The sequence below is a fragment of the Bordetella tumulicola genome (assembly GCF_054779135.1).
On the sequence record NZ_BAAGYU010000013.1, the window covers coordinates 1 to 23,255 of the forward strand.

General features: G+C 58.1%; 17 protein-coding genes and 1 tRNA gene. 14 read left to right on the top strand and 4 right to left on the bottom strand.

Annotation, left to right across the window (positions count from 1 at the left end; all coding sequences use genetic code 11):
* The first annotated feature begins 176 nt into the window (after positions 1–176).
* The 9 genes from ACYVDM_RS25025 to rpoC all read left to right on the top strand — a co-directional run bounded on the left by ACYVDM_RS25025 (position 177) and on the right by rpoC (position 12,259).
* Positions 177–252: transfer RNA gene (locus tag ACYVDM_RS25025), tRNA-Trp, on the top strand.
* Positions 253–365: 113 nt separating this feature from the next.
* The gene (secE, locus tag ACYVDM_RS25030; protein ID WP_415791326.1) at positions 366–746 is read left to right on the top strand and encodes a preprotein translocase subunit SecE; all 381 of its coding nucleotides are present in this window, start codon (positions 366–368) and stop codon (positions 744–746) included.
* A gap of 9 nt (positions 747–755) precedes the next feature.
* Positions 756–1,289, top strand: a complete 534-nt coding sequence (gene nusG / locus ACYVDM_RS25035) for a transcription termination/antitermination protein NusG (protein WP_415791324.1) — start codon at positions 756–758, stop codon at positions 1,287–1,289.
* A gap of 63 nt (positions 1,290–1,352) precedes the next feature.
* Entirely contained in the window at positions 1,353–1,784 is a 432-nt protein-coding gene (gene rplK / locus ACYVDM_RS25040) for a 50S ribosomal protein L11 (RefSeq protein WP_415791322.1), read from the top strand.
* A 2-nt stretch (positions 1,785–1,786) separates the two neighbouring features.
* Positions 1,787–2,485, top strand: a complete 699-nt coding sequence (rplA, locus tag ACYVDM_RS25045; protein ID WP_415791320.1) for a 50S ribosomal protein L1 — start codon at positions 1,787–1,789, stop codon at positions 2,483–2,485.
* A gap of 254 nt (positions 2,486–2,739) precedes the next feature.
* A complete protein-coding gene (gene rplJ / locus ACYVDM_RS25050) occupies positions 2,740–3,264 on the top strand; it encodes a 50S ribosomal protein L10 (RefSeq protein ID WP_415791318.1) in 525 nt (174 codons plus the stop codon).
* Between the two features lie 76 nt (positions 3,265–3,340).
* The gene (gene rplL, locus ACYVDM_RS25055) at positions 3,341–3,721 is read left to right on the top strand and encodes a 50S ribosomal protein L7/L12 (protein ID WP_415791316.1); all 381 of its coding nucleotides are present in this window, start codon (positions 3,341–3,343) and stop codon (positions 3,719–3,721) included.
* Between the two features lie 163 nt (positions 3,722–3,884).
* Entirely contained in the window at positions 3,885–7,997 is a 4,113-nt protein-coding gene (rpoB, locus tag ACYVDM_RS25060; protein ID WP_415791314.1) for a DNA-directed RNA polymerase subunit beta, read from the top strand.
* Positions 7,997–12,259: a DNA-directed RNA polymerase subunit beta' gene (gene rpoC, locus ACYVDM_RS25065; protein WP_415791312.1), complete on the top strand. Its 4,263-nt coding sequence runs from the start codon at positions 7,997–7,999 to the stop codon at positions 12,257–12,259. The genes rpoB and rpoC overlap by 1 nt, the downstream gene beginning before the upstream one ends.
* 109 nt (positions 12,260–12,368) lie before the next feature.
* Here the strand turns inward: rpoC and ACYVDM_RS25070 are convergent, their stop codons facing one another.
* Positions 12,369–12,767 carry a TssQ family T6SS-associated lipoprotein gene (locus ACYVDM_RS25070; protein ID WP_415791310.1) on the bottom strand — a complete coding sequence of 133 codons (399 nt, stop codon included), beginning with the start codon at positions 12,765–12,767 and terminating at the stop codon, positions 12,369–12,371.
* Positions 12,768–13,030: 263 nt separating this feature from the next.
* On the opposite strand from ACYVDM_RS25070, the gene ACYVDM_RS25075 reads away from it, so the two are divergent.
* Positions 13,031–14,293, top strand: coding sequence for a serine/threonine-protein kinase (locus ACYVDM_RS25075; protein WP_415791308.1), 1,263 nt, complete (start codon positions 13,031–13,033; stop codon positions 14,291–14,293).
* Between the two features lie 58 nt (positions 14,294–14,351).
* Here ACYVDM_RS25075 and ACYVDM_RS25080 read toward each other — a convergent pair whose 3' ends face one another.
* From ACYVDM_RS25080 to ACYVDM_RS25090, 3 genes are all read right to left on the bottom strand, one after another.
* On the bottom strand, positions 14,352–16,700 hold the full coding sequence (locus ACYVDM_RS25080) for a CHASE2 domain-containing protein (RefSeq protein WP_415791306.1): 2,349 nt from the start codon (positions 16,698–16,700) through the stop codon (positions 14,352–14,354).
* Positions 16,701–16,715: 15 nt separating this feature from the next.
* A complete protein-coding gene (locus tag ACYVDM_RS25085) occupies positions 16,716–17,819 on the bottom strand; it encodes a FecR family protein (protein ID WP_415791304.1) in 1,104 nt (367 codons plus the stop codon).
* 71 nt (positions 17,820–17,890) lie between these two features.
* Entirely contained in the window at positions 17,891–18,607 is a 717-nt protein-coding gene (locus tag ACYVDM_RS25090) for a response regulator transcription factor (RefSeq protein ID WP_415791302.1), read from the bottom strand.
* A gap of 270 nt (positions 18,608–18,877) precedes the next feature.
* Here ACYVDM_RS25090 and ACYVDM_RS25095 point away from each other — a divergent pair, with 270 nt between their 5' ends.
* The 4 genes from ACYVDM_RS25095 to fusA all read left to right on the top strand — a co-directional run bounded on the left by ACYVDM_RS25095 (position 18,878) and on the right by fusA (position 23,114).
* Positions 18,878–19,597 (top strand): response regulator transcription factor, encoded by a 720-nt coding sequence (locus ACYVDM_RS25095; protein ID WP_415791300.1) that lies wholly within the window; start codon positions 18,878–18,880, stop codon positions 19,595–19,597.
* Between the two features lie 369 nt (positions 19,598–19,966).
* Positions 19,967–20,344, top strand: a complete 378-nt coding sequence (gene rpsL, locus ACYVDM_RS25100; protein WP_019937406.1) for a 30S ribosomal protein S12 — start codon at positions 19,967–19,969, stop codon at positions 20,342–20,344.
* Positions 20,345–20,522: 178 nt separating this feature from the next.
* Positions 20,523–20,993 (top strand): 30S ribosomal protein S7, encoded by a 471-nt coding sequence (rpsG, locus tag ACYVDM_RS25105; RefSeq protein ID WP_050450091.1) that lies wholly within the window; start codon positions 20,523–20,525, stop codon positions 20,991–20,993.
* Between the two features lie 18 nt (positions 20,994–21,011).
* Positions 21,012–23,114, top strand: coding sequence for an elongation factor G (fusA, locus tag ACYVDM_RS25110; protein ID WP_415791297.1), 2,103 nt, complete (start codon positions 21,012–21,014; stop codon positions 23,112–23,114).
* Positions 23,115–23,255: the final 141 nt, after the last annotated feature.

Below are 23,255 nucleotides of genomic sequence, written 5' to 3' on the forward strand. Positions count from 1 at the left end.
CCATCCGTGAAGGCGGCCGTACCGTCGGCGCTGGCGTCGTCGCAAAGATCATCGCTTAATTTTTTAGCGATTTAGTACAGGGAAGCCGGCCCTAAATGGGCTCGCTTCCCATATTTGTCAAAAAAGTAGTACTATGTATGGTTCCGCAAGTTGCCATACATCGCTCACGAGAGTTTAGGGGTATAGCTCAATTGGCAGAGCGTCGGTCTCCAAAACCGAAGGTTGTAGGTTCGATTCCTACTGCCCCTGCCACGTTTGCGGTCATTTATGACCAACTTGGCCTAGTTTGTTTCAACCCCGCTCGCTCTTAAACTCGCCGGGAGATCACCGTCAGTCGCGCAATTACAGCCGGCTAGCGTCGCAAAATGTCTAATACCAGCGTAGAAACCGTAACCAGTACCACCGACCGGATCAAGCTCGGGCTGGCAGTGCTCGTTATCATTGCTGGCATCGTGGGATTCTCGGTGCTTAGCGCACAACCCATGGTCGCCCGCGTCGGCGTGTTTATCGGGGGCCTGGTGATCGCCGCAGTGATCGCCTGGTCCAGCGAACCGGGTCGCCGTACCCTCAGTTTTGCCAGCGAGGCATACAACGAAGCTAAACGGGTAACCTGGCCCACGCGCAAGGAAACCACCCAGATGACGGGCATCGTGTTTGCCTTTGTCGCGGTGATGGGGTTGTTAATGTGGGTGCTCGATAAGGGCATCGAATGGATACTGTACGGCCTGTTGTTAGGCTGGAAATAAGGACGCCAAATGAGTAAGCGCTGGTATGTCGTCCATGTGTATTCAGGCATGGAAAAAAGCGTCCACAAAGCCTTGAACGAGCGCATTGAGCGCGCGGCCTTGCAGACATCGTTTGGTCGTATTCTGGTCCCCTCGGAAGAAGTCGTCGAAGTCAAAGGCGGCCAGAAGTCGATCAGCGAACGCCGTATTTTCCCGGGCTACGTTCTGGTTGAGATGGATCTCACCGACGAAACCTGGCACTTGGTGAAAAACACAAACCGTGTCACCGGCTTTTTGGGTGGCTCGGGTAATCGTCCGACGCCGATTTCTGAAAAAGAAGTCGAAAAGATCCTCTCCCAAATGGAAGAGGGTGTCGAGAAACCCCGCCCCAAGGTCCTGTTCGAAGTGGGCGAGATGGTTCGCGTCAAAGAAGGTCCGTTTGCAGACTTCAACGGCAACGTCGAAGAAGTCAATTACGAAAAGAGCAAGGTGCGTGTGTCCGTCACCATTTTTGGTCGCGCGACGCCCGTCGAGCTCGATTTCAGCCAGGTCGAGAAGACCTGATTTTTAACCCCGGGGAGCTCGCCGCCAACGACGGTGGGCGTTTGAACCCGTAAGGAGCAAAGCATGGCGAAGAAGATCGTCGGCTTTATCAAGCTGCAAGTACCGGCTGGTAAGGCTAACCCCTCCCCCCCGATTGGCCCGGCCCTGGGTCAGCGTGGCCTGAACATCATGGAATTCTGCAAGGCGTTCAACGCCAAGACCCAAGGCATGGAGCCTGGTCTGCCGATTCCGGTGGTGATCACCGCTTTCGCCGACAAGAGCTTCACCTTCATCATGAAGACCCCGCCTGCGACGGTCCTCATCAAGAAGGCCGCTGGCGTCCAAAAGGGTTCGCCCAAGCCGCATACTGACAAAGTCGGTACGCTGACTCGTGCCCAGGCCGAAGAAATCGCCAAAACCAAAGAACCCGATCTGACCGCAGCCGATCTTGACGCTGCCGTTCGTACGATCGCTGGTAGCGCCCGCAGCATGGGCATCACGGTTGAGGGGATCTAATCATGGCAAAACTGTCCAAGCGCGCCGCCGCTATTGCTCAAAAAATTGATCGCACCAAGCTGTATCCGGTTAGCGAAGCCCTGACCTTGGTCAAGGAAACCGCTACTGCCAAGTTCGATGAGTCCATCGACGTGGCCGTTCAACTGGGTATCGACCCCAAGAAGTCCGACCAACTGGTTCGCGGTTCGGTCGTGTTGCCCGCTGGTACCGGCAAGTCCGTGCGTGTTGCCGTGTTCGCCCAAGGCGACAAGGCCGAAGCCGCTTTGGCTGCTGGTGCTGATATCGTTGGCCTGGAAGATCTGGCTGAGCGTATCAAGGGTGGTCAAATCGATTTCGACGTGGTCATTGCGTCTCCCGACACGATGCGTGTCGTCGGTGCGTTGGGTCAAGTGCTGGGTCCCCGTGGCCTGATGCCTAACCCCAAGGTCGGTACCGTGACGCCTGATGTCGCGACCGCAGTGAAAAACGCCAAGGCAGGTCAGGTGCAATACCGTACCGACAAGGCCGGCATCATTCACGCCACCATCGGCCGCGCCTCGTTTGGCGTGGAGCAGTTGCAATCCAACTTGGCCGCTTTGGTCGACGCCCTGCAAAAGGCTCGTCCTACGGCTGCCAAGGGTATTTATCTGCGCAAGCTCGCTGTTTCGTCCACGATGGGCGGCGGTGCTCGTGTAGAAGTAGCTTCGCTCGCAGCGAACTAATCGCTGTAAGCAAAACGTACTTTGGGCCGTATCCGGCAATTCTGCCGGCTGCTGCTGTCAAAGACCGCTGGAGCAGGGCAAGGGTAGCTGTACCGCCGATGTCCCGCTTAATCCCAGAGCTTGTTCAGTCTGGATCCAGCGTAGACGGCGTCCCCAGGAAGATTTCTTTACCCGAAGAACTCAACCAGGCGCCGCATTCGGTTGACGCGTAAGGCCATAAGGCCCCAGGCGTCTTTTGATGGAGTGTTCAAACCGTGAGTCTCAATCGTCAAGAGAAAGCGGTAGTAATCGAAGAAGTCTCGGCTGTTGTTGCCAAGGCGCAATCGATTGTTATCGCCGAGTATCGTGGTCTGGACGTCGCCTCTGTCACCGTACTGCGCAAAACTGCGCGTGAATCGGGCGTTTACCTGCGTGTTCTGAAAAACACGCTGGTTCGTCGCGCAGTTGCTGGCACGGCTTTCGAGCCGTTGTCCGAGCAACTGACCGGTCCGCTGATCTATAGCATCAGCGAAGACCCGGTAGCGGCGGCCAAGGTCCTTGCAAGTTTCGCAAAAAGCAACGACAAGCTGGTCATCAAGGCGGGCGCATTGCCCAACAACTTGTTGAACCAAGATGGTGTGAAGGCTTTGGCCACCATGCCCTCGCGCGAAGAGTTGCTGTCGAAACTGCTGGGCACTATGCAAGCCCCCATCGCGCAATTCGTGCGTACGCTCAACGAAGTTCCGACCAAGTTCGCCCGCGGCCTCGCTGCTGTGCGCGATCAAAAGGCGGCGGCGTAAGCCTCCCCTTATGGAATTCGCTGAACGACCGAGCGACACCCAACCTGGCATTTATCCAATTTTGGAGTTCTGAAAAATGGCACTTAGCAAAGCTGAAATCCTTGACGCCATCTCTGGCATGACCGTGCTCGAACTGTCCGAGCTGATCAAGGAAATGGAAGAGAAGTTTGGCGTGTCGGCTGCCGCCGCCGCTGTTGCTGTGGCTGCTCCCGCTGCCGGTGGCGCTGCCGCCGCTGCTGAAGAGCAAACCGAATTCACCGTTGTGCTGACCGAAGTCGGCGCCAACAAGGTGAGCGTCATCAAGGCCGTCCGTGAATTGACCGGCCTGGGTCTGAAGGAAGCCAAAGACGTGGTCGATGGCGCACCCAAGCCTGTCAAGGAAGGTGTTGCGAAGGCTGACGCCGACGCCGCCAAGGCGAAGCTGGAAGAAGCCGGCGCCAAGGTCGAAGTTAAATAAGACCTGCGTCAAACCGCCCGGGGACAGTGCTGTTTGCCGTCCCCGGGCTTTTGCGTTTCCAGAAAACCCCTACTGTCAGGGTGACCTTTACAGAGGGGTTTTCTGGAGTCGTATCACCTAGGGCCGTGGTTGACGGCCCATGCAACCTCGAGTCGGAGTGCTCATGCCTTACTCGTACACCGAAAAAAAGCGCATCCGCAAAAGCTTCGCCAAGCGTGAAGACGTTCAAAACGTTCCTTACTTGCTGGCGACACAGCTTCAATCCTACCTAACTTTCCTGCAGGCGGATACCGTTCCGTCCGATCGCGAGAGCGATGGTCTGCAGGCGGCGTTTTCGTCGATTTTTCCGATTGTCAGCCATAACGGAATGGCGCGCCTGGAATTCGTCAGCTACGTGCTGGGCGAGCCGGTGTTCGATGTCAAGGAATGCCAACAGCGCGGTCTGACCTATGCGTCGCCGTTGCGTGCCAAAGTGCGCCTGGTATTGCTTGACCGCGAAGTCAGCAAACCGACAATCAAAGAAGTCAAAGAACAGGAAGTCTACATGGGCGAAATTCCGCTCATGACCGGCACCGGTTCATTTGTCATCAACGGCACCGAGCGTGTCATCGTGTCCCAGTTGCACCGTTCGCCGGGCGTGTTCTTCGAACATGATCGTGGTAAGACGCACAGCTCGGGCAAGTTGTTGTTCTCGGCGCGCGTGATTCCTTACCGCGGTTCGTGGCTGGACTTCGAGTTCGATCCGAAGGACGTATTGTTCTTCCGTGTCGACCGTCGTCGCAAAATGCCCGTGACGATTCTGCTCAAGGCCATCGGCATGACGCCGGAATCTATCCTGGCGCATTTCTTCGATTTCGACAACTTCGAGTTGAAGAGCGAAGGCGGCATGATTGAGTTCGTGCCCGAGCGCTGGAAGGGCGAAATGGCCCGCTTTGATATCACCGATCGTGATGGCAATGTGATTGTCGAAAAAGACAAGCGCATCAATGCCAAGCATCTGCGTGATGCGGCTGCTGCCAACATCCAACGCGTTTCCGTACCCGAAGAGTTCCTGTACGGTCGTGTCCTGGCCAAGAACATCGTTGACGCGGATACCGGCGAAGTCGTGGCGCATGCCAACGACGAAATCACCGAAAGCGTGCTGAGCGCGTTGCGCGCGGCCAACGTGCTGGACTTCCAGGCCCTGTACACCAACGACCTGGATCGTGGTCCGTACATTTCGCAAACGTTGCGTACCGACGAAACGGCCGATCAAATGGCTGCTCGTGTGGCGATCTACCGCATGATGCGTCCTGGCGAGCCGCCAACCGAAGACGCGGTCGAAGCCCTGTTCCAGCGTTTGTTCTACAGCGAAGATACCTACGATTTGTCGCGTGTGGGCCGCATGAAGGTCAACAGCCGTCTGGGCCGTGGTGAAGACATCACGGGCGCGATGACACTGACCAACGAAGACATTCTTGAAACCATCAAGGTGTTGGTCGAATTGCGTAACGGTCGTGGCCAGATCGATGACATCGATCACCTGGGCAACCGCCGTGTACGTTGCGTCGGTGAACTGGCTGAAAACCAGTTCCGCGCGGGTCTGGTGCGCGTCGAACGCGCTGTGAAAGAACGTCTGGGCCAAGCCGAGACCGAAAACCTGATGCCGCACGACCTGATCAACTCCAAGCCGATCTCGGCCGCAATCAAGGAGTTCTTCGGTTCGAGCCAGTTGTCGCAGTTCATGGACCAAACCAACCCGCTGTCGGAAATCACGCACAAGCGTCGTGTTTCTGCTCTGGGCCCGGGTGGCCTGACGCGCGAACGCGCCGGCTTCGAAGTCCGTGACGTGCATCCCACGCATTACGGCCGTGTTTGCCCGATCGAAACGCCGGAAGGCCCGAACATCGGCCTGATCAACTCGATGGCGCTATACGCGCGCTTGAACGAGTACGGCTTCCTGGAAACCCCTTACCGCAAGATTATCGACGGTAAGGTCAGTGATCAGATCGACTACCTGTCGGCCATCGAAGAAAGCAACTACGTGATCGCGCAGGCTAACGCCGCGCTGGACGAAGAAGGCAGCTTTGTCGATGACCTGGTCGCGTGCCGCGAAGCGGGCGAGACCATGCTGACGGCGCCGAGCAACGTGCACTACATGGACGTCGCTCCGTCGCAGATCGTGTCGGTCGCTGCATCGCTGATTCCGTTCCTGGAGCACGATGACGCCAACCGTGCACTGATGGGCGCCAACATGCAACGTCAGGCAGTTCCCTGCCTGCGCCCGGAAAAGCCTGTGGTGGGTACCGGTGTTGAACGTACCGTGGCCGTCGACTCGGGCACGACCGTGCAAGCCGTGCGTGGCGGTGTGGTTGACCACGTTGATGCCGAGCGCGTCGTGATTCGCGTTAACGACGAAGAAAACGTCGCTGGCGAAGTCGGTGTCGACATCTACAACCTGATCAAGTACACCCGTTCCAACCAAAACACCAACATCAACCAGCGTCCTATCGTGGCTCGTGGCGACAAAGTCGCCAAGGGCGACGTGCTGGCAGATGGCGCGTCTACTGACCTGGGCGAATTGGCACTGGGCCAGAACATGTTGATCGCCTTCATGCCCTGGAACGGCTACAACTTCGAAGACTCGATTCTGATCTCCGAAAAAGTGGTGGCTGATGACCGCTATACCTCGATTCACATCGAGGAACTGACGGTTGTCGCGCGTGATACCAAACTCGGACCTGAAGAAATCACCCGGGATATCAGCAACCTGGCTGAAACCCAGCTCAACCGTCTGGATGATTCCGGCATCGTTTACATCGGTGCCGAAGTGACCGCAGATGACGTGCTGGTCGGTAAAGTCACGCCCAAGGGCGAGACCCAACTGACGCCCGAAGAAAAACTGCTGCGCGCTATTTTCGGTGAAAAAGCCTCCGACGTGAAAGACACGTCGCTGCGCGTGCCCTCGGGCATGGTCGGTACGGTGATCGACGTTCAAGTGTTCACTCGCGAAGGAATCGTGCGTGACAAACGTGCCCAGTCCATCATTGATGATGAACTGCGTCGCTATCGCCAAGACTTGAACGATCAGCTGCGTATCGTCGAGAACGACCAGTTCGATCGTATCGAAAAGCTGCTGGCCGGCAAGACGGTCAACGGCGGCCCGCGCAAGCTGGCTAAGGGCGCCGCGATCACCAAGGAATACTTGGCCGATCTGGACCGTTGGCAGTGGTTCGATATCCGCCTGGCTGATGAGCCTCACGCCGTCGTGCTGGAGCAGGCCAAGGAATCGCTCGAACAGAAGCGTCACCAGTTCGACTTGGCGTTCGAAGAAAAGCGCAAGAAGCTCACGCAAGGTGATGAGCTGCCTCCGGGCGTGCTCAAGATGATCAAGGTCTACCTGGCCGTCAAGCGCCGTCTGCAGCCTGGCGACAAGATGGCTGGCCGTCACGGCAACAAGGGTGTTGTATCCCGCATCACGCCTGTCGAAGACATGCCGCACATGGCCGACGGTACGCCTGCTGACATCGTGCTGAACCCGCTGGGCGTTCCGTCCCGGATGAACGTCGGGCAGGTGCTCGAGGTTCACTTGGGCTGGGCTGCCAAGGGCGTGGGCCACCGCATTGCCGACATGCTGCGCGACGAGCGTTCGGCTCAGGTACAAAATGTTCGTGTCTATCTGGACAAGGTGTACAACACCACCGGTACCGGCGCGCACATCGAGACCCTGACCGATGACGAAGTCATGGAGCTGGCGCGTAATCTCAAGAACGGCGTGCCGTTCGCGACGCCGGTGTTTGACGGCGCCACCGAGGAAGAAATCGGTACGATGCTGGAGTTGGCTTATCCCGACGACGTCGCCAAGCGTATGCGGTTGACCGATTCGCGCACTCAGGCGTGGCTGTACGATGGCCGTACTGGCGAACAATTCGAGCGTCCGGTCACCGTGGGCTACATGCACTACCTGAAGCTGCATCACTTGGTCGACGACAAGATGCACGCCCGTTCCACGGGCCCGTACTCGCTGGTGACTCAGCAGCCGCTGGGTGGTAAAGCGCAGTTCGGTGGTCAGCGTTTCGGGGAAATGGAAGTGTGGGCGCTGGAAGCATATGGCGCCGCCTACACCCTGCAAGAAATGCTGACGGTGAAGTCCGACGACATCACTGGCCGCACCAAGGTATACGAAAACATCGTCAAGGGCGATCACGTCATCGATGCCGGTATGCCGGAATCGTTCAATGTGCTGGTTAAGGAAATCCGCTCGTTGGCCCTGGACATGGATTTGGAGCGTAACTAATGAAAGCGCTACTCGACCTATTTAAGCAAGTCTCGCAAGACGAGCAATTTGATGCCATCAAGATTGGCATTGCGTCGCCGGAGAAAATCCGTTCCTGGTCTTACGGCGAAGTCCGCAAGCCGGAAACGATCAACTACCGCACGTTCAAGCCGGAACGCGATGGTCTGTTCTGCTCGAAGATCTTTGGTCCGATCAAAGACTACGAGTGCTTGTGCGGAAAGTACAAGCGCTTGAAGCATCGTGGCGTGATCTGCGAAAAGTGCGGCGTTGAAGTCACCGTCGCCAAAGTTCGCCGTGAACGCATGGGCCACATCGAGCTGGCCAGCCCGGTCGCGCACATCTGGTTCCTGAAGAGCCTGCCGTCGCGCCTGGGTATGGTGCTCGACATGACGCTGCGCGATATCGAACGCGTGTTGTACTTCGAAGCCTGGTGCGTGATCGAACCTGGCATGACACCGCTCAAGCGCGGCCAGATCATGTCCGATGATGACTTCCTGGCCAAGACCGAAGAGTACGGTGATGACTTCAGTGCCCTGATGGGTGCAGAAGCCGTGCGCGAACTGCTGCGCACTATCGATATCGATCGCGAAGTCGAAACGCTGCGCGGCGAATTGAAGGCCACCAGCTCCGAAGCCAAGATCAAGAAGATTTCCAAGCGCCTCAAGGTCCTCGAAGGTTTCCAGAAATCCGGTATCAAAGCCGAATGGATGGTGATGGAGGTCCTGCCTGTGCTGCCGCCGGACTTGCGTCCGTTGGTGCCGCTCGATGGCGGTCGCTTTGCGACGTCGGATCTGAACGATCTGTACCGTCGCGTCATCAACCGCAACAACCGCCTCAAGCGCCTGCTCGAACTGAAGGCGCCGGAAATCATCCTGCGCAACGAAAAGCGCATGCTGCAAGAAGCCGTCGACTCGTTGCTGGACAACGGTCGTCGTGGCAAGGCCATGACGGGCGCCAACAAGCGCCAACTGAAGTCGTTGGCCGACATGATCAAGGGCAAGAGCGGTCGCTTCCGTCAGAACCTGTTGGGTAAGCGCGTCGACTACTCGGGTCGTTCTGTCATTGTGGTGGGTCCGCAGCTCAAACTGCATCAATGCGGTCTGCCCAAGCTGATGGCGCTGGAGCTGTTCAAGCCGTTCATTTTCAATCGTCTGGAAATGATGGGCCTGGCCACGACCATCAAGGCTGCCAAGAAGCTGGTGGAAAGCCAAGAGCCGGTGGTCTGGGATATCCTCGAAGAAGTCATTCGCGAGCACCCGGTCATGTTGAACCGGGCCCCGACGCTGCACCGCCTGGGTATTCAGGCTTTCGAACCGGTACTGATCGAAGGCAAGGCCATTCAACTGCATCCGCTCGTTTGCGCGGCGTTTAACGCCGACTTCGACGGTGACCAGATGGCCGTGCACGTGCCGCTGTCGCTGGAAGCCCAGCTCGAAGCACGCACATTGATGCTGGCGTCGAACAACGTTCTGTTCCCCGCTAACGGCGAACCCTCGATCGTACCGTCGCAGGATATTGTGTTGGGTCTGTATTACACGACCCGTGAGCGTATCAACGGCAAGGGCGAAGGGATTTTCTTCACCGATGTGGCTGAAGTTCAACGCGCCTACGATAACGGCGAAGTGGAATTGCAGACGCGTATCACGGTGCGCCTGACGGAATACGAACGCGACGACCAAGGTGAATTCCAGCCGGTGCTGCGTCGTCATGAAACGACCGTGGGCCGTGCATTGTTGTCGGAAATTCTGCCCAAGGGTCTGCCCTTCACGGTGCTGAACAAGGCACTCAAGAAGAAAGAAATTTCGCGCCTGATCAACCAGTCGTTCCGTCGTTGCGGTCTGCGCGACACGGTGATCTTTGCCGACAAGCTGATGCAGTCGGGTTTCCGCCTGGCGACCCGCGGTGGTATTTCCATCGCCATGGGCGACATGCTGATCCCCAAAGCCAAGGAAGGCATCCTGGCCGAGGCCAGCCGCGAAGTGAAGGAAATCGACAAGCAGTACTCGTCGGGTCTGGTGACGTCCCAAGAACGCTACAACAACGTGGTGGACATTTGGGGCAAGGCCAGCGACAAGGTCGGCAAGGCGATGATGGAACAACTGGCCACCGAGCCCGTGACGAACCGTCATGGCGAAGAAGTGCGCCAGGAATCGTTTAACTCGATCTACATGATGGCCGACTCGGGCGCCCGTGGTTCGGCTGCCCAGATTCGCCAGTTGGCGGGCATGCGCGGCCTGATGGCCAAGCCTGACGGTTCAATTATCGAAACGCCGATTACCGCGAACTTCCGTGAAGGCCTGAACGTTCTGCAGTACTTCATCTCGACTCACGGTGCACGTAAAGGCTTGGCCGATACGGCACTGAAGACGGCAAACTCGGGTTACCTGACTCGTCGTCTGGTTGATGTGACGCAGGACTTGGTCATCACCGAGAGCGATTGCGGCACCAGCCATGGTTACTCCATGAAGGCCCTGGTCGAAGGCGGCGAAGTCATCGAACCGTTGCGCGATCGTATTCTGGGTCGTGTCGCCGCGATCGATATCGTCAATCCTGACACACAAGAAACAGCGATTGCCGCCGGTACTTTGCTTGACGAAGATCTGGTCGACCTGATCGACCGTATCGCTGTCGACGAGGTCAAGGTTCGTACGCCGCTGACTTGTGAAACCCGTCATGGTCTGTGCGCGCACTGCTATGGTCGCGACCTGGGTCGTGGCTCGCACGTCAACGTGGGCGAAGCGGTGGGTGTGATTGCCGCTCAGTCCATTGGTGAACCGGGGACGCAGCTCACGATGCGTACGTTCCACATCGGGGGTGCGGCATCGCGTTCGGCCTTGGCCAGCGCCGTGGAAACCAAGTCGAGCGGTAAGGTCGGCTTTGCCGGCACGATGCGCTATGTCACGAACGCCAAGGGCGAACGTGTGGCGATCTCGCGCTCGGGCGAATTGGCGATTTACGACGATAACGGTCGTGAACGCGAACGCCACAAGATCCCGTACGGTGCGACCGTGCTGGTGGGCGATGGTGAGACCGTCAAGGCCGGCGCTCGTCTGGCTGCGTGGGATCCGCTGACGCGTCCGATCGTGTCCGAGTACGGTGGTGCGGTGCGCTTCGAGAATATCGAAGAAGGCGTTACCGTGGCCAAGCAGCTCGACGAAATCACGGGTCTGTCCACGTTGGTTGTGATCACTCCCAAGACGCGCGGCGGCAAGGTCGTCATGCGTCCGCAGATCAAACTGGTCAACGACAGCGGCGAAGACGTCAAGATTGCCGGTACCGATCACTCGGTGAACATCTCGTTCCCCGTGGGCGCACTGATCACCGTGCGTGATGGTCAACAGGTTGCTGTCGGTGAGGTGTTGGCGCGGATTCCCCAAGAATCCCAGAAGACGCGCGACATTACCGGTGGTCTGCCGCGTGTGGCCGAGCTCTTCGAAGCGCGATCGCCCAAAGACGCCGGCATGTTGGCCGATGTCACGGGTACGGTGTCGTTCGGTAAAGATACCAAGGGCAAGCAACGTCTGGTTATTACCGACCTGGAAGGCGTCAGCCACGAGTTCCTGATTCCCAAGGAAAAGCAGGTGCTGGTGCACGACGGCCAGGTGGTGAACAAGGGCGAAATGATCGTCGACGGCCCTGCCGATCCGCACGACATTCTGCGTTTGCAAGGTATCGAAAAGCTGGCGACTTACATCGTTGACGAAGTCCAGGACGTTTACCGTTTGCAGGGCGTAAAGATCAACGACAAGCACATCGAAGTGATTGTTCGTCAGATGTTGCGCCGCGTGAACATCGTCGATGCGGGCGATACCGAGTTCATCCCGGGCGAGCAAGTCGAGCGCTCCGAGCTGTTGAACGAGAATGATCGTGTCACCGCAGAAGACAAGCTCCCGGCGGTCTACGATAACGTGCTGCTGGGTATCACGAAGGCTTCGCTGTCGACTGACTCGTTCATCTCGGCCGCTTCGTTCCAGGAAACCACACGAGTCCTGACCGAAGCCGCCATCATGGGCAAGCGCGACGATCTGCGTGGTCTGAAGGAAAACGTCATTGTGGGTCGTCTGATTCCCGCAGGTACGGGTCTGGCGTACCACATTGCCCGCAAGGACAAGGAAGCCCTGGAAGCGGCAGAGCGCGAAGCCGCACGGCAATTGGCGAATCCCTTCGAGGACGCGCCGGTTGCCGCCGAGGTGGGTGCTGGGAACGACGCCACCGATGCACCGCCACAAGCGGGCACGAGCGACGACGGTTCCGCTGCCTGACGGCGTTGCAGGTCCGGGTAAGTGCCGATGGGTTGTAAAACCTGCCGGCCCCCCAAACAAAACGGCCACTGAGATATTCAGTGGCCGTTTTGTTTGGGGGAGCGTTGGATTATTTGCCGACTCGCGCCTGGGCAGACGTAAAGACGGGGCCCCATTGCGGGTGGCCTGCCTCGTTAGGTGCGAGCGTGAAATCTGAATCCAATTGCAAGATTCGTACAAAAGTCTCTTCACACAACTGCGAATACTTGCGTACGCAGTAGCTGAAGGCCTGTAGCTTGTATGCCTCGATGCGTAGCGACTTGGGCGCGGCTGCAATGTCGTCAGACGTGGCAACGGTACGGATGACGGTGCCGTACTGCCCCGCCGAGTACTGTTGTTGGACCTGTGCCAATGCGTTTTGCGCGGCTGGGGAGGGAGGGCCCTCTTGGCTACTGAGCCCCAACCCGGAGCAACCGCCGAGAAGAGTCAGAACACAAAGCAAGGAGGGCAAGTGAGCGCGTATCTTCATGAACGTGGAAGCCTATGCCTAAGAGAAAAGAGGTCACATCCTGTTCCGGGCGTATGAATTGTGAAACGTAACCGGAAGGATGCTCGGATATTATCCGTTGTATGTGCTAATAGCAGTACGTTGTCGTGCGGAAAATGCATTTTACTGATAACTGGCGTTATAAAACGTAACGTAAGTAGTAAACTTCGCGCAGTATTTGCCCGGTTGTGTGGCAAGTTATACGGCGTGTGTATAGAAAAATGGTCCTTTCAAGTTAGTTTTTCATGTCTTCCTCTGCGGTCTTTTCCACGCCGCGTGGGCCCTTTGCGGGTGCCGCGCCCCTTGCCCTCCGACCGTTGAGCGCGATCGCGGCAACGATTGCGGGCGGGGTGCCTCAGGGTCGCATTGAGCGCATTATTGCCGAGCTTCTTTCGACGCTTGATCGTTTACATCAAGAAGGCCGTATATGCGGGGATATCTCGGTGCACTCGGTCGGACTGGACGAGTCTGGGCGCGCGCATTTAATGGCACTGACTACACCTGAAAATCAGGCCGACAGAAAGGTATTGACGCCGGGCTACGCGCCCTTCGAGTTGTATACCGAGTCCTCCGAATGGCCGCGCGGGCCCTGGACAGACATCTATGCGTTAAGCGCCGTGGTCTATTCATTGGTGGCCGGCCAACGACCGCCGCCTGCCCCCGAACGCCGCATTGACGACACTTATCAGCCCTTGACGACGCTGGGACTGAGCAAATACTCGCCTGCCTTTTTGCAAGCGGTCGACGCGGGTATGGAACTGAAACCCGACGATAGGCCGCAGACGACGCAGGCCTATGCTGAACGACTGGCCCTACCGTTAATTGGGCCCCCGACAGAGTCTGCTGCGCCGGCGGTGACAGATCCCAAAGAGGCTTCCGTGGTGGCCAGTGCGCAGCATGCGGCACGTAACGTCTCGTGGCGTTCGCTGCTGCGGGCCATCTTGCTTGGGGTTGCAACGATAGCGGTTGCGGCGTATTGGTGGGGAAGATTGACTAGTCAGCCCGAGAGTGTGATTACGCATTCGGAGTTGGTGGTCGATCAGCCTGGCAAGAGCGCTTCAACGGACATGACGATGCCGCCCTCGTCACCGTCATCAGCGTCTGCGCCGTCCTCCGGAACCCCTCGTGTGGCCGAACCCGTGCCCGACATGCCAGCGGATAATGAGCGGCCTGATTCCACCTCGGTTCCCGATACATCAATACCCGAGGCTGAAAAGGGCCTCGCGGTTGATCCGACTGCGGCAACGCCGCCGCCCGCTGTACTTGAGCCCAGGACGGCTGGAACACCTGCGCAGCCCACGCCGGTGCGTGTCAGCATTAATGTGCGACCGTGGGGGGAAATCGTGATTGACGGCGTTTCGCGTGGTGTGACGCCACCGCTAAAAACCGTGATGTTGCGACCGGGCCGGCATCGCGTCACGATCCGCAATAGTGCACAGCCGCCTCACCATATGACGCTGACCGTGAAAGCGGGCAAGCCTGCGGTGATCACGCACATTTTCCGTTAGTTGCCACGCAGGCGGCGTGCGCGGCACGTGAACGGCCATTATCGTCGAGGTAATACGCTCACGTATCGTAAACGTCGTCTTCCGGTGCGGTCGGCAGGCTCAAGACAAATCGCGAACCCGTGCCTTTTTCGCTATACAGCGTGATGTTGCCGCCATGGCGTTGTGCAACGGTGCGTACGAATGCCAATCCCAGTCCGGAACCGCCGGTAGCCGAGCGTCGGGCATCCCCTGTGCGAAAAAACGGATCAAACAGATGCGTTCGGTCCTCTGACGAAATACCAGGGCCGGCGTCTTCGATCTCGGTATCCCATGAATGCGCGCCGAGCGACAGACGCAAATGCACAGGGCTGCTATCCGGGCTGTATTTCACAGCGTTGTCCACCAAGTTGCTGAGGGCTCGCGCGATCAGCGACGAATCGCCATAGATCAACGCCACTGGCACAGAAGACTGCAGATCCAGCGTGATCCCGCGTGCATGTGCCGTCGCCCAGAAATCGTCGGTGATTTCGTGAAGCATGGCGACAAGATCCAGCCGCTCGTGCGCGATGCTCATGGACTCTGCGCGGGTGAGTTGAATGAAGTCATCGACGAGTCGCAACGTGCGGTTGGCCAGGTGGGCAATTCGCGCGAGTGTCTGCGCAGACGTGCTGTCTGCAGGAACCTGTTGGTGGTTGAGTTCGACGAGTGCCAGGATCGAGTTTTGGGGCGCACGCATGTCGTGCGAAATGAATCGCAGCGTTTCTTCGCGTTGCCGTTCTGCCTGGCGTATGGTGCTGATATCGCTCAAGGTCACCACCATTCCGGCATGAGAGCCCCGCGCGGTACGGATAGGCGCGCATCGAATCAATAGATCATGCTCTGCACGATCCCGCACTTCGAGATTGATGCGCGTGACCGCGGCGCTGTTCTCGGGGGTATGGGCGTCGCGAGGTTGCAACGCCTCTCGTACGGCGTGACGGGTTTCTGGCTCGGCGAGGGCCTGCTCCAGTGCGGGAGCCACGATTTCCCCGATGCGGGGGGGGCGAATACCCAAGTGCAGGAAATAGGTCGCGGCGGGACGATTCCAGTACTGCAGGCGGCCGGCTTTATCGATGACCATCGTGGCATCAGGCATGCCATCCAGGCCGTCCGCTACAAAGCGGCGCAGGTTGCGGACATGGCGCAATGTGCGGTGCAGCTCGTCGACATGCTGATCCAGCGAGCGTCCGACGTGCTGGCCAAGGGATAATGACTGCGTGTCGTCTAACACCGGCGGATACTCAACGCGCAATCGCTTCATCTCTTGGCTCATGTAGCGCAAGGCAGCCTCCTGGCTGCGCCAGCTCCATATCGGATAGCTGACGGCGACACCCAGCAATGCCGCCACGGGCGGCACCCATATATCGATCCAGTGCAGCATGATGATTGAGGTTGCCAAAATCATGATGAGCAGTGCCGCACTACAAAACATGGCCTGGCGGGGCGACAACCAGGGTAACGCCAAGCACAGCAATAACACTGGAACGATGCTTGCCAGGGCGGTTTGCCAAGGTTGAGCCGACACCAAGATCTGCTGTTGTCGGACAGCGTGTATCAGATTGGCCATGATCTCAATGCCTGCAATGCCGCTGACGTCATGGGATACCGGCGAAGGGAAAACATCCCCCAGGCCTGTGGCCCAGGCGCCGATCAAGACGTACTTATTTTTTATGGTTTCTGCAGGTACGTCGCCGCGCAAGACGCTCAGATAAGAGACGGTTTGAAAATGCCCTGGCGGGCCGGCATAGGGAATCAACGACGTGCTGTTCGCCGGTAGTTGCTGCGTAAAGGCCTCTGTATGCGACGCATCGTCGCCGATCCGCAGCATGGCCAGTGCGAAATGCTGCCACGGCAGATTTCCCGCGCTGCGCGTCCAGGTCGTGCGCCTGACGACGCCATCGTCATCGGGATTTACATTGATATAGCCCAAGCCGGCAGCCGCCTGGGCTAGAGGGGCCAACGGGAGTGTTGCACGCGTCGGGCGTTCGAGGTTGTCCAGCACGATGGGCAGCACAACGCGGCCATGGCGTCGGACAGCGTCGACCAACTGGCGGTCGTCGGCCGTACGTTGTGGGTCGGCCTCTGAAAACACAATGTCCAGGCCGACCGCGCGCGCGCTCTGCAGACGCTCTAGCAGCATCGCATGCAACGAGCGTGGCCATGGCCAGCGGCCCAATGTGTTGATGGCTTCGTCGTCGATCGTGACGATTAAAATATCCGGCGGGGCGGGGCGCTCGATCAGGGAAATCGCGCGATCGTAAATCATCTGATCCACTCGGCCCAATCCATTGAGCCACCCCAGCAAGGCCGAAAATACCACCAATGAGAGCGTCAGCAGCAAACGCAGCCGCGGACTCGTGGAACGGGTATCGGCGGCGGGGGTCACCATGGGCTGGCAGCGGGCCTAGTAGTCAGTCAGGACGACTACGCCGCCGTCGCTCAGCAAGATGGGTTGTCCCGACCCGGACAGTAGCGCATTGGCGCCCTCGAAGGCCACGTAAGCATCGCGGCCGCTCAAGCCTGCCGCGTCGATAGCGCGTACCGTCGCATAGTGCGTTCCCGGCCGGCGTGCGCTAAAGCGGATGTCGGCCGTATCAAACCGCTCGGACGAGGTGAGCTCCAAACCTTCCGCGTCACGCGATACTTGTACTAAATAGGCCACGGCGCCGGGTACGGGAGTGACTGGCGCGGTCCAGAGGCCAGACCCGGCCCGGTGAGGTTCCCCAAGCTGGGGAGCAGGCAGCAAAGGTTGAACATTAAGCTTGCCATCAGCCCCAATCGCCGCACCGTAACCGGCCGCCACGGCAACCGGCTGACCAGAGGGCCGTTGCGCGGTTTGCGGTTGAATGCGTACGCGACCATCCAGGACTTCGCTGTGAGCGCTCTGACCACTCGTCTGTACGCGAAAACGTGTGCCACGTACGCCCATGACAGCGACAGGAGTCCGAATCTCGAAACGACCCACGCCTTGACCCGCCGGCGCGACATGAGAGTCGATTTCGCCGCGTTGTACGCGTAGAACCGAGTCGGTCAGGGCGGCACCTTCGAATTGGCGCAACCTTTCGAGTTGCGTGGCGCTGCCGCGCGGTAGGGTGAGCTTGGTGCCGTCAGACAGTTGCAGGGTGACAAAACCGTCGGTGGCGGTCGTGACCGTTGATCCCTCGTTGACGGGCATACCGACACGCAAAGGGGAGCCATCGACATCGGCTTGTCCGCTGACGTGTATCGCCGTGGTCTGCGCCGGAATCTCCGGGATTACTGCAAACGGAATACGCAGCTCCGAACCAATGATCAGGCGCTGCGGGTCCGCAATGGTGTTGTGGCGTTGCAGAGTCGTCCAATTGGCGTTATTGCGCGTATAAAGCGTGGCGAGCTCAATCAGCGTGTCACCCTGCTGGATGCGGTAGATGAAATCGTCGCCAAGCGCACCCGCGGGCTGGGCCATGGCCAATGGGCTGACGATTATCGTGCTCCATGCGACGAACAGGCGGATAAAGCGCCAGATCATGTCAATACTCTCCGATAAACACCGGCGGGATCTGCCGATTGCCGGGTACTTCAATTTGGCGCGTTTGCGTACTAAGCGTTGACCGCTGACGCCGGCGTACCGTTGTCAACGAGTTCCAGGCGATAGCCCAACGCGTAGGATGACACCAGTCGCACGCCGTTTTCCGGATGCAACCGCAATTTTTGGCGAATGTTCGATAAATGGGTGTCTAACGTCCGCGATGTCGCGGGAATATCGCGATTCCAGACACTTTCTGCCAACACATCGCGCGACAGTAACCTACCCACATTGCGAAAAAACAACTGCGCCAATTCGAATTCTTTGGGGGCAAGCGTCACCGCGTGGTCTCGTAGTGAGATCACGCGATTGCCCGGATCGATACGGTAGGAGGCAACCGAAAAAGGGCCGGGGACGGGTAACGTCGCCTGGCTGCGTCGCAGCAAGGCGGCCATCCGCGCGAGCAATTCAGCCGGGCGCATCGGTTTGACGATATAGTCGTCGGCGCCTGCCTGCAAACCCTGGACCAGGTCTTCCTCCAGGGTACGGCTCGTGACAAAAATAACGGGGGTTTGCATACCCAGCGTCATGCGGATATGCCGTAACACCTCGTCCCCAGAAATATCGGGGACCTGCCAGTCGAGCAGAATAAGGTCAAAGGATTCGCTACGCAGGGCGGCCAGCAGATCCCGGCCGTGTTGATAGCTGTGGCACGTATATCCGGCGGAAACAAGGACTTGCTGAATATGCCGGGCCTGGTCCAGGTCGTCTTCCAGCGAGGCAATCTGCATAGTGAATTCGAGGTTGAAAGCGCCTTGGGTGTATATCGATCAGCGATCTGGCCGACCATACACCAAGTATGACGGGCCTTTTGCTGGTCAAATGATAACGCGGATACCCTATCGCCCTGCGGTTAGGAGCCGGAATTGTTAAGTACCGCAAACTTGACGAATATTAACTGCGGATTTGCGCAATAAGACGCCACACTGTGGGCGTTCTTATCGATACGTGCAGATGGGCTACGAAGCCAGGGGTTTTGAGGCCGTGTCTGACTATGTCTTATGAAGCAGTTGAAAATCCTTATCATGATGCCTGACCCGCTGACCTGTGGGAAATCGGTTGCGGCAATGCAACAGGCGGGTATTGCCGCACACGGCTGCGCCACGTCGCTGGAGCTATTCAATCAACTGGGCGCCGGCGGATACGACGCTGCCGTATTGGATATTGGCGGGCTTGACGAAATCGGCTACGCGCTGGTGTCACGACTGCGCACGTCTTCTGTATTGGGGATTGTGGTGCTGGGCGCCGGTTTGCAGGTCGAACACCGTCTGCGTTGCCTGCAAAGCGGCGCGGACGCGTGCGTGCCGGATCCTTGTGATAATCGCGAGTTGATAGGCATCCTGATGGCTTTGGCGCGCCGATTGCCGGGCCGGGCGCCTGCCGTGGCAGAAAATGTCGATACAGTTGGTGTAAACGGTCAATCAGGCTGTTGGGAGCTGCGAGACCAGAATTGGACATTGATGGCCCCGTCGGGGATTGCCATTTCGCTGTCAGCCAATGAGCGCCATATCGTGCGCACGCTGCTTGAGGCGACCGGCCAGGCCGTGGCGCGGGCCGAGCTCAACAAGCACCTCGATGACACTGCTGGCGTCAATCGAGCCAGTGGCACACGCAGCATTGATGTGATCGTCAGCCGCCTGCGGCGCAAGGCCGAGCTGGCCGGTGTCATTCTGCCTATCCGTACGGTATACGGCAGTGGATACCTGTTTGCCGATCAGTGACTGACTGGACTACGCTTTGCACGCTCAGTCGCACGACAGTCATGTGTAACGAATAGACTCTCGCCCTGACGCGTATTCCGGACTCATCCATGTTGGAACGCAAGAACCTTTGACATGGGTGATCTTCTGGGGTATGCTGACGGGCTTACTGCTTTATTTACGCATAAAGTCAGGCTTGCCGATCCCACGGTTAGCGGTCTTTGTGCGTTTTTGTCTGCAAGACTCGCTCTTTTACGTACGAAACGTTTGAGGCGGTTTTGCGTGAACTGTCTCCCGTTGGTGTGCTGGCCCTTATTTTAAAAGGCGGCTCGCCAGAGGTGCGAGTACAAAAGTACTTACCAGTGGTACGTAAAAGGGATTTCAAAGGTCATGCCTACCATTAGCCAACTCGTGCGCAAGCCGCGCGAAGTCAGCATTATCAAGAGCAAGAGCCCCGCGCTCGAAAACTGCCCGCAACGTCGCGGCGTGTGCACTCGCGTGTACACCACCACCCCCAAGAAGCCGAACTCCGCCTTGCGTAAGGTTGCGAAGGTGCGTCTGACCAATGGTTTCGAGGTTATCTCGTACATCGGCGGTGAAGGCCACAACCTGCAAGAGCACTCGGTGGTTCTGGTGCGTGGCGGTCGTGTGAAGGATCTTCCGGGTGTGCGTTACCACATCGTTCGTGGTTCGCTCGACCTGCAAGGCGTCAAGGATCGCAAGCAGTCTCGCTCGAAGTACGGCGCCAAGCGCCCGAAGAAGGCCTAAAGCCTTATTCACCGCAGTTTTAGCAGTACCCCGGTAGCGCGTAAGCGCCACCAGAATAGTGCGACCGCGTCAGCCCATATATCGGCATAGCACGCGGCACGTAAGGGGCCACCTTGTTGGGTGGCCATGGCTGGGTCACCAAGACCCGGTTCAACTGAATAGACACAAGGAAGCAACAATGCCCCGTCGTCGCGAAGTACCCAAGCGCGAGATTCTGCCCGATCCCAAGTTCGGCAGCGTCGAGCTCGCCAAGTTCATGAACGTCGTCATGCTGGATGGCAAGAAGGCCGTCGCCGAGCGCATCGTCTATGGTGCCCTCGAGCAAGTACAGACCAAGACCGGCAAAGAGCCGATCGAGGTTTTCAGCCTGGCGATCAACAACATCAAGCCGATCGTCGAAGTCAAGAGCCGCCGTGTGGGCGGCGCCAACTACCAAGTGCCGGTTGAAGTGCGCCCCGTGCGCCGCCTGGCCTTGGCAATGCGTTGGTTGCGCGAAGCCGCTAAAAAGCGCGGCGAAAAATCGATGGATCTGCGTTTGGCTGGCGAATTGATCGATGCCGCTGAAGGTCGTGGCGCCGCAATGAAGAAACGCGAAGACACGCACAAGATGGCCGAGGCCAACAAGGCCTTCAGTCATTTCCGTTGGTAAATTAAGGACTAACCCACCATGGCCCGCAAAACCCCGATCGAGCGCTATCGCAACATTGGTATCTCTGCGCACATCGATGCAGGGAAAACCACCACGACTGAACGCATCCTGTTCTATACCGGTGTCAATCACAAAATTGGCGAAGTCCATGATGGCGCAGCCACCATGGACTGGATGGAGCAAGAGCAAGAGCGCGGTATTACCATCACGTCGGCCGCTACGACGGCGTTTTGGCGCGGCATGGCTGGCAACTACCCCGAGCACCGCATCAACATCATCGACACCCCGGGACACGTGGACTTCACCATTGAGGTGGAACGTTCCATGCGCGTGCTCGACGGTGCGTGCATGGTGTACTGCGCAGTGGGTGGCGTGCAGCCGCAGTCTGAAACGGTGTGGCGCCAAGCGAACAAGTACGGTGTGCCCCGTTTGGCCTTCGTGAACAAGATGGATCGTACTGGTGCAAATTTCTTCAAGGTCTACGACCAGTTGAAGACGCGCCTGCGTGCCAATCCTGTACCTATCGTGATCCCAATCGGTGCCGAAGACACCTTCAAGGGCGTCGTCGACCTGGTCAAGATGAAAGCCATTCTGTGGGACGAAGCCAGCCAAGGCACCAAGTTCGACTACGCCGACATTCCGGCTGAGCTCGAAGGCGTTGCCAATGAATGGCATGAAAACCTGATGGAGGCTGCGGCCGAATCCACCGAAGAACTGATGAACAAGTACCTCGAAACGGGTTCGCTTGACGAAGCCGAAATCAACGAGGCTATTCGTCAACGCACCATCGCTGGCGAAATCCAGCCGATGTTGTGTGGTACCGCCTTCAAAAACAAGGGTGTGCAGCGCATGCTGGATGCCGTTATCGATTACCTGCCGTCGCCGATCGACATCCCGCCGGTTGGTGGTCAGGACGACGAAGGCAATCCCGTTTCGCGCAAAGCGGATGACGCTGAAAAGTTGTCGGCGCTGGCGTTCAAGCTGATGAGCGATCCGTTCGTGGGCCAACTCACGTTCGTGCGTGTGTATTCGGGCGTCCTGAAATCGGGCGAGACGGTCTACAACCCCATCAAGAGCAAGAAAGAACGAGTGGGTCGTTTGCTGCAGATGCATGCCAACAACCGCGAAGAAATCAAAGAAGTTCTGGCGGGCGACATCGCCGCCGTGGTGGGTCTGAAAGACGTGACCACGGGTGAGACGCTGTGCGATATCGATTCGCACATCCTGCTAGAACGCATGGTGTTCCCCGAGCCCGTGATTTCGCAGGCTGTTGAGCCCAAGTCAAAGGCTGACCAAGAAAAGATGGGCTTGGCCCTGTCGCGACTGGCCCAGGAAGATCCGTCGTTCCGCGTGCGTAGCGACGAAGAATCCGGCCAGACGATCATTTCCGGTATGGGCGAACTGCACCTGGAAATTCTGGTCGACCGCATGAAGCGTGAGTTCGGCGTGGAAGCCAACGTCGGCAAGCCCCAAGTGGCTTACCGTGAAACCATCCGCAAGACCTGCGAAGAAGTCGAAGGCAAATTCGTCAAACAGTCGGGCGGTCGTGGTCAGTACGGTCACGTGGTGCTCAAGCTCGAACCCCTGCCTCCTGGCGGTGGCTACGAGTTTGTCGACGCCATCAAGGGCGGTGTGGTACCTCGCGAATACATCCCGGCGGTCGACAAAGGGATTCAGGAAACGTTGCCGTCCGGCATCCTGGCCGGTTACCCGGTCGTGGACGTCAAGGCAACCCTGTTCTTCGGTTCGTACCACGACGTTGACTCGAACGAAAACGCGTTCAAGATGGCCGGTTCGATGGCCTTCAAGGATGGCATGCGCAAGGCCAGCCCCGTGCTGCTCGAGCCCATGATGGCAGTTGAAGTCGAGACTCCCGAAGACTACGCCGGTACCGTGATGGGCGATCTGTCCTCACGTCGCGGCATGGTGCAGGGCATGGACGACATGGTCGGCGGTGGCAAGACCATCAAGGCAGAGGTTCCTCTGGCCGAGATGTTCGGTTACGCCACTAACCTGCGTTCGTTGACGCAGGGCCGTGCTACGTACACCATGGAATTCAAGCATTACTCCGAAGCCCCCAAGAACGTCGCTGACGAAGTCATCGCCGCTCGGGCAAAATAAAGTAAAAACCGTCGTCGCGTCTCGACTATCTCACGAGACGCGACAATCATCCCAGTTTCCTTGAAAGTCAAAGGATAGAGATCATGGCAAAAGGCAAGTTTGAACGTACCAAGCCGCACGTGAACGTGGGTACGATTGGTC

Excerpts from the sequence above, each read along its gene's own strand:
- secE (WP_415791326.1), top strand. The coding sequence starts at position 366 with ATGTCTAATACCAGCGTAGAAACCGTAACCAGTACCACCGACCGGATC.
- nusG (WP_415791324.1), top strand. The coding sequence starts at position 756 with ATGAGTAAGCGCTGGTATGTCGTCCATGTGTATTCAGGCATGGAAAAA.
- rplK (WP_415791322.1), top strand. The coding sequence starts at position 1,353 with ATGGCGAAGAAGATCGTCGGCTTTATCAAGCTGCAAGTACCGGCTGGT.
- rplA (WP_415791320.1), top strand. The coding sequence starts at position 1,787 with ATGGCAAAACTGTCCAAGCGCGCCGCCGCTATTGCTCAAAAAATTGAT.
- rplL (WP_415791316.1), top strand. The coding sequence starts at position 3,341 with ATGGCACTTAGCAAAGCTGAAATCCTTGACGCCATCTCTGGCATGACC.
- rpoB (WP_415791314.1), top strand. The coding sequence starts at position 3,885 with ATGCCTTACTCGTACACCGAAAAAAAGCGCATCCGCAAAAGCTTCGCC.
- rpoC (WP_415791312.1), top strand. The coding sequence starts at position 7,997 with ATGAAAGCGCTACTCGACCTATTTAAGCAAGTCTCGCAAGACGAGCAA.
- ACYVDM_RS25070 (WP_415791310.1), bottom strand. The coding sequence starts at position 12,767 with ATGAAGATACGCGCTCACTTGCCCTCCTTGCTTTGTGTTCTGACTCTT.
- ACYVDM_RS25075 (WP_415791308.1), top strand. The coding sequence starts at position 13,031 with ATGTCTTCCTCTGCGGTCTTTTCCACGCCGCGTGGGCCCTTTGCGGGT.
- ACYVDM_RS25080 (WP_415791306.1), bottom strand. The coding sequence starts at position 16,700 with ATGGTGACCCCCGCCGCCGATACCCGTTCCACGAGTCCGCGGCTGCGT.
- ACYVDM_RS25085 (WP_415791304.1), bottom strand. The coding sequence starts at position 17,819 with ATGATCTGGCGCTTTATCCGCCTGTTCGTCGCATGGAGCACGATAATC.
- ACYVDM_RS25090 (WP_415791302.1), bottom strand. The coding sequence starts at position 18,607 with ATGCAGATTGCCTCGCTGGAAGACGACCTGGACCAGGCCCGGCATATT.
- ACYVDM_RS25095 (WP_415791300.1), top strand. The coding sequence starts at position 18,878 with ATGAAGCAGTTGAAAATCCTTATCATGATGCCTGACCCGCTGACCTGT.
- rpsL (WP_019937406.1), top strand. The coding sequence starts at position 19,967 with ATGCCTACCATTAGCCAACTCGTGCGCAAGCCGCGCGAAGTCAGCATT.
- rpsG (WP_050450091.1), top strand. The coding sequence starts at position 20,523 with ATGCCCCGTCGTCGCGAAGTACCCAAGCGCGAGATTCTGCCCGATCCC.
- fusA (WP_415791297.1), top strand. The coding sequence starts at position 21,012 with ATGGCCCGCAAAACCCCGATCGAGCGCTATCGCAACATTGGTATCTCT.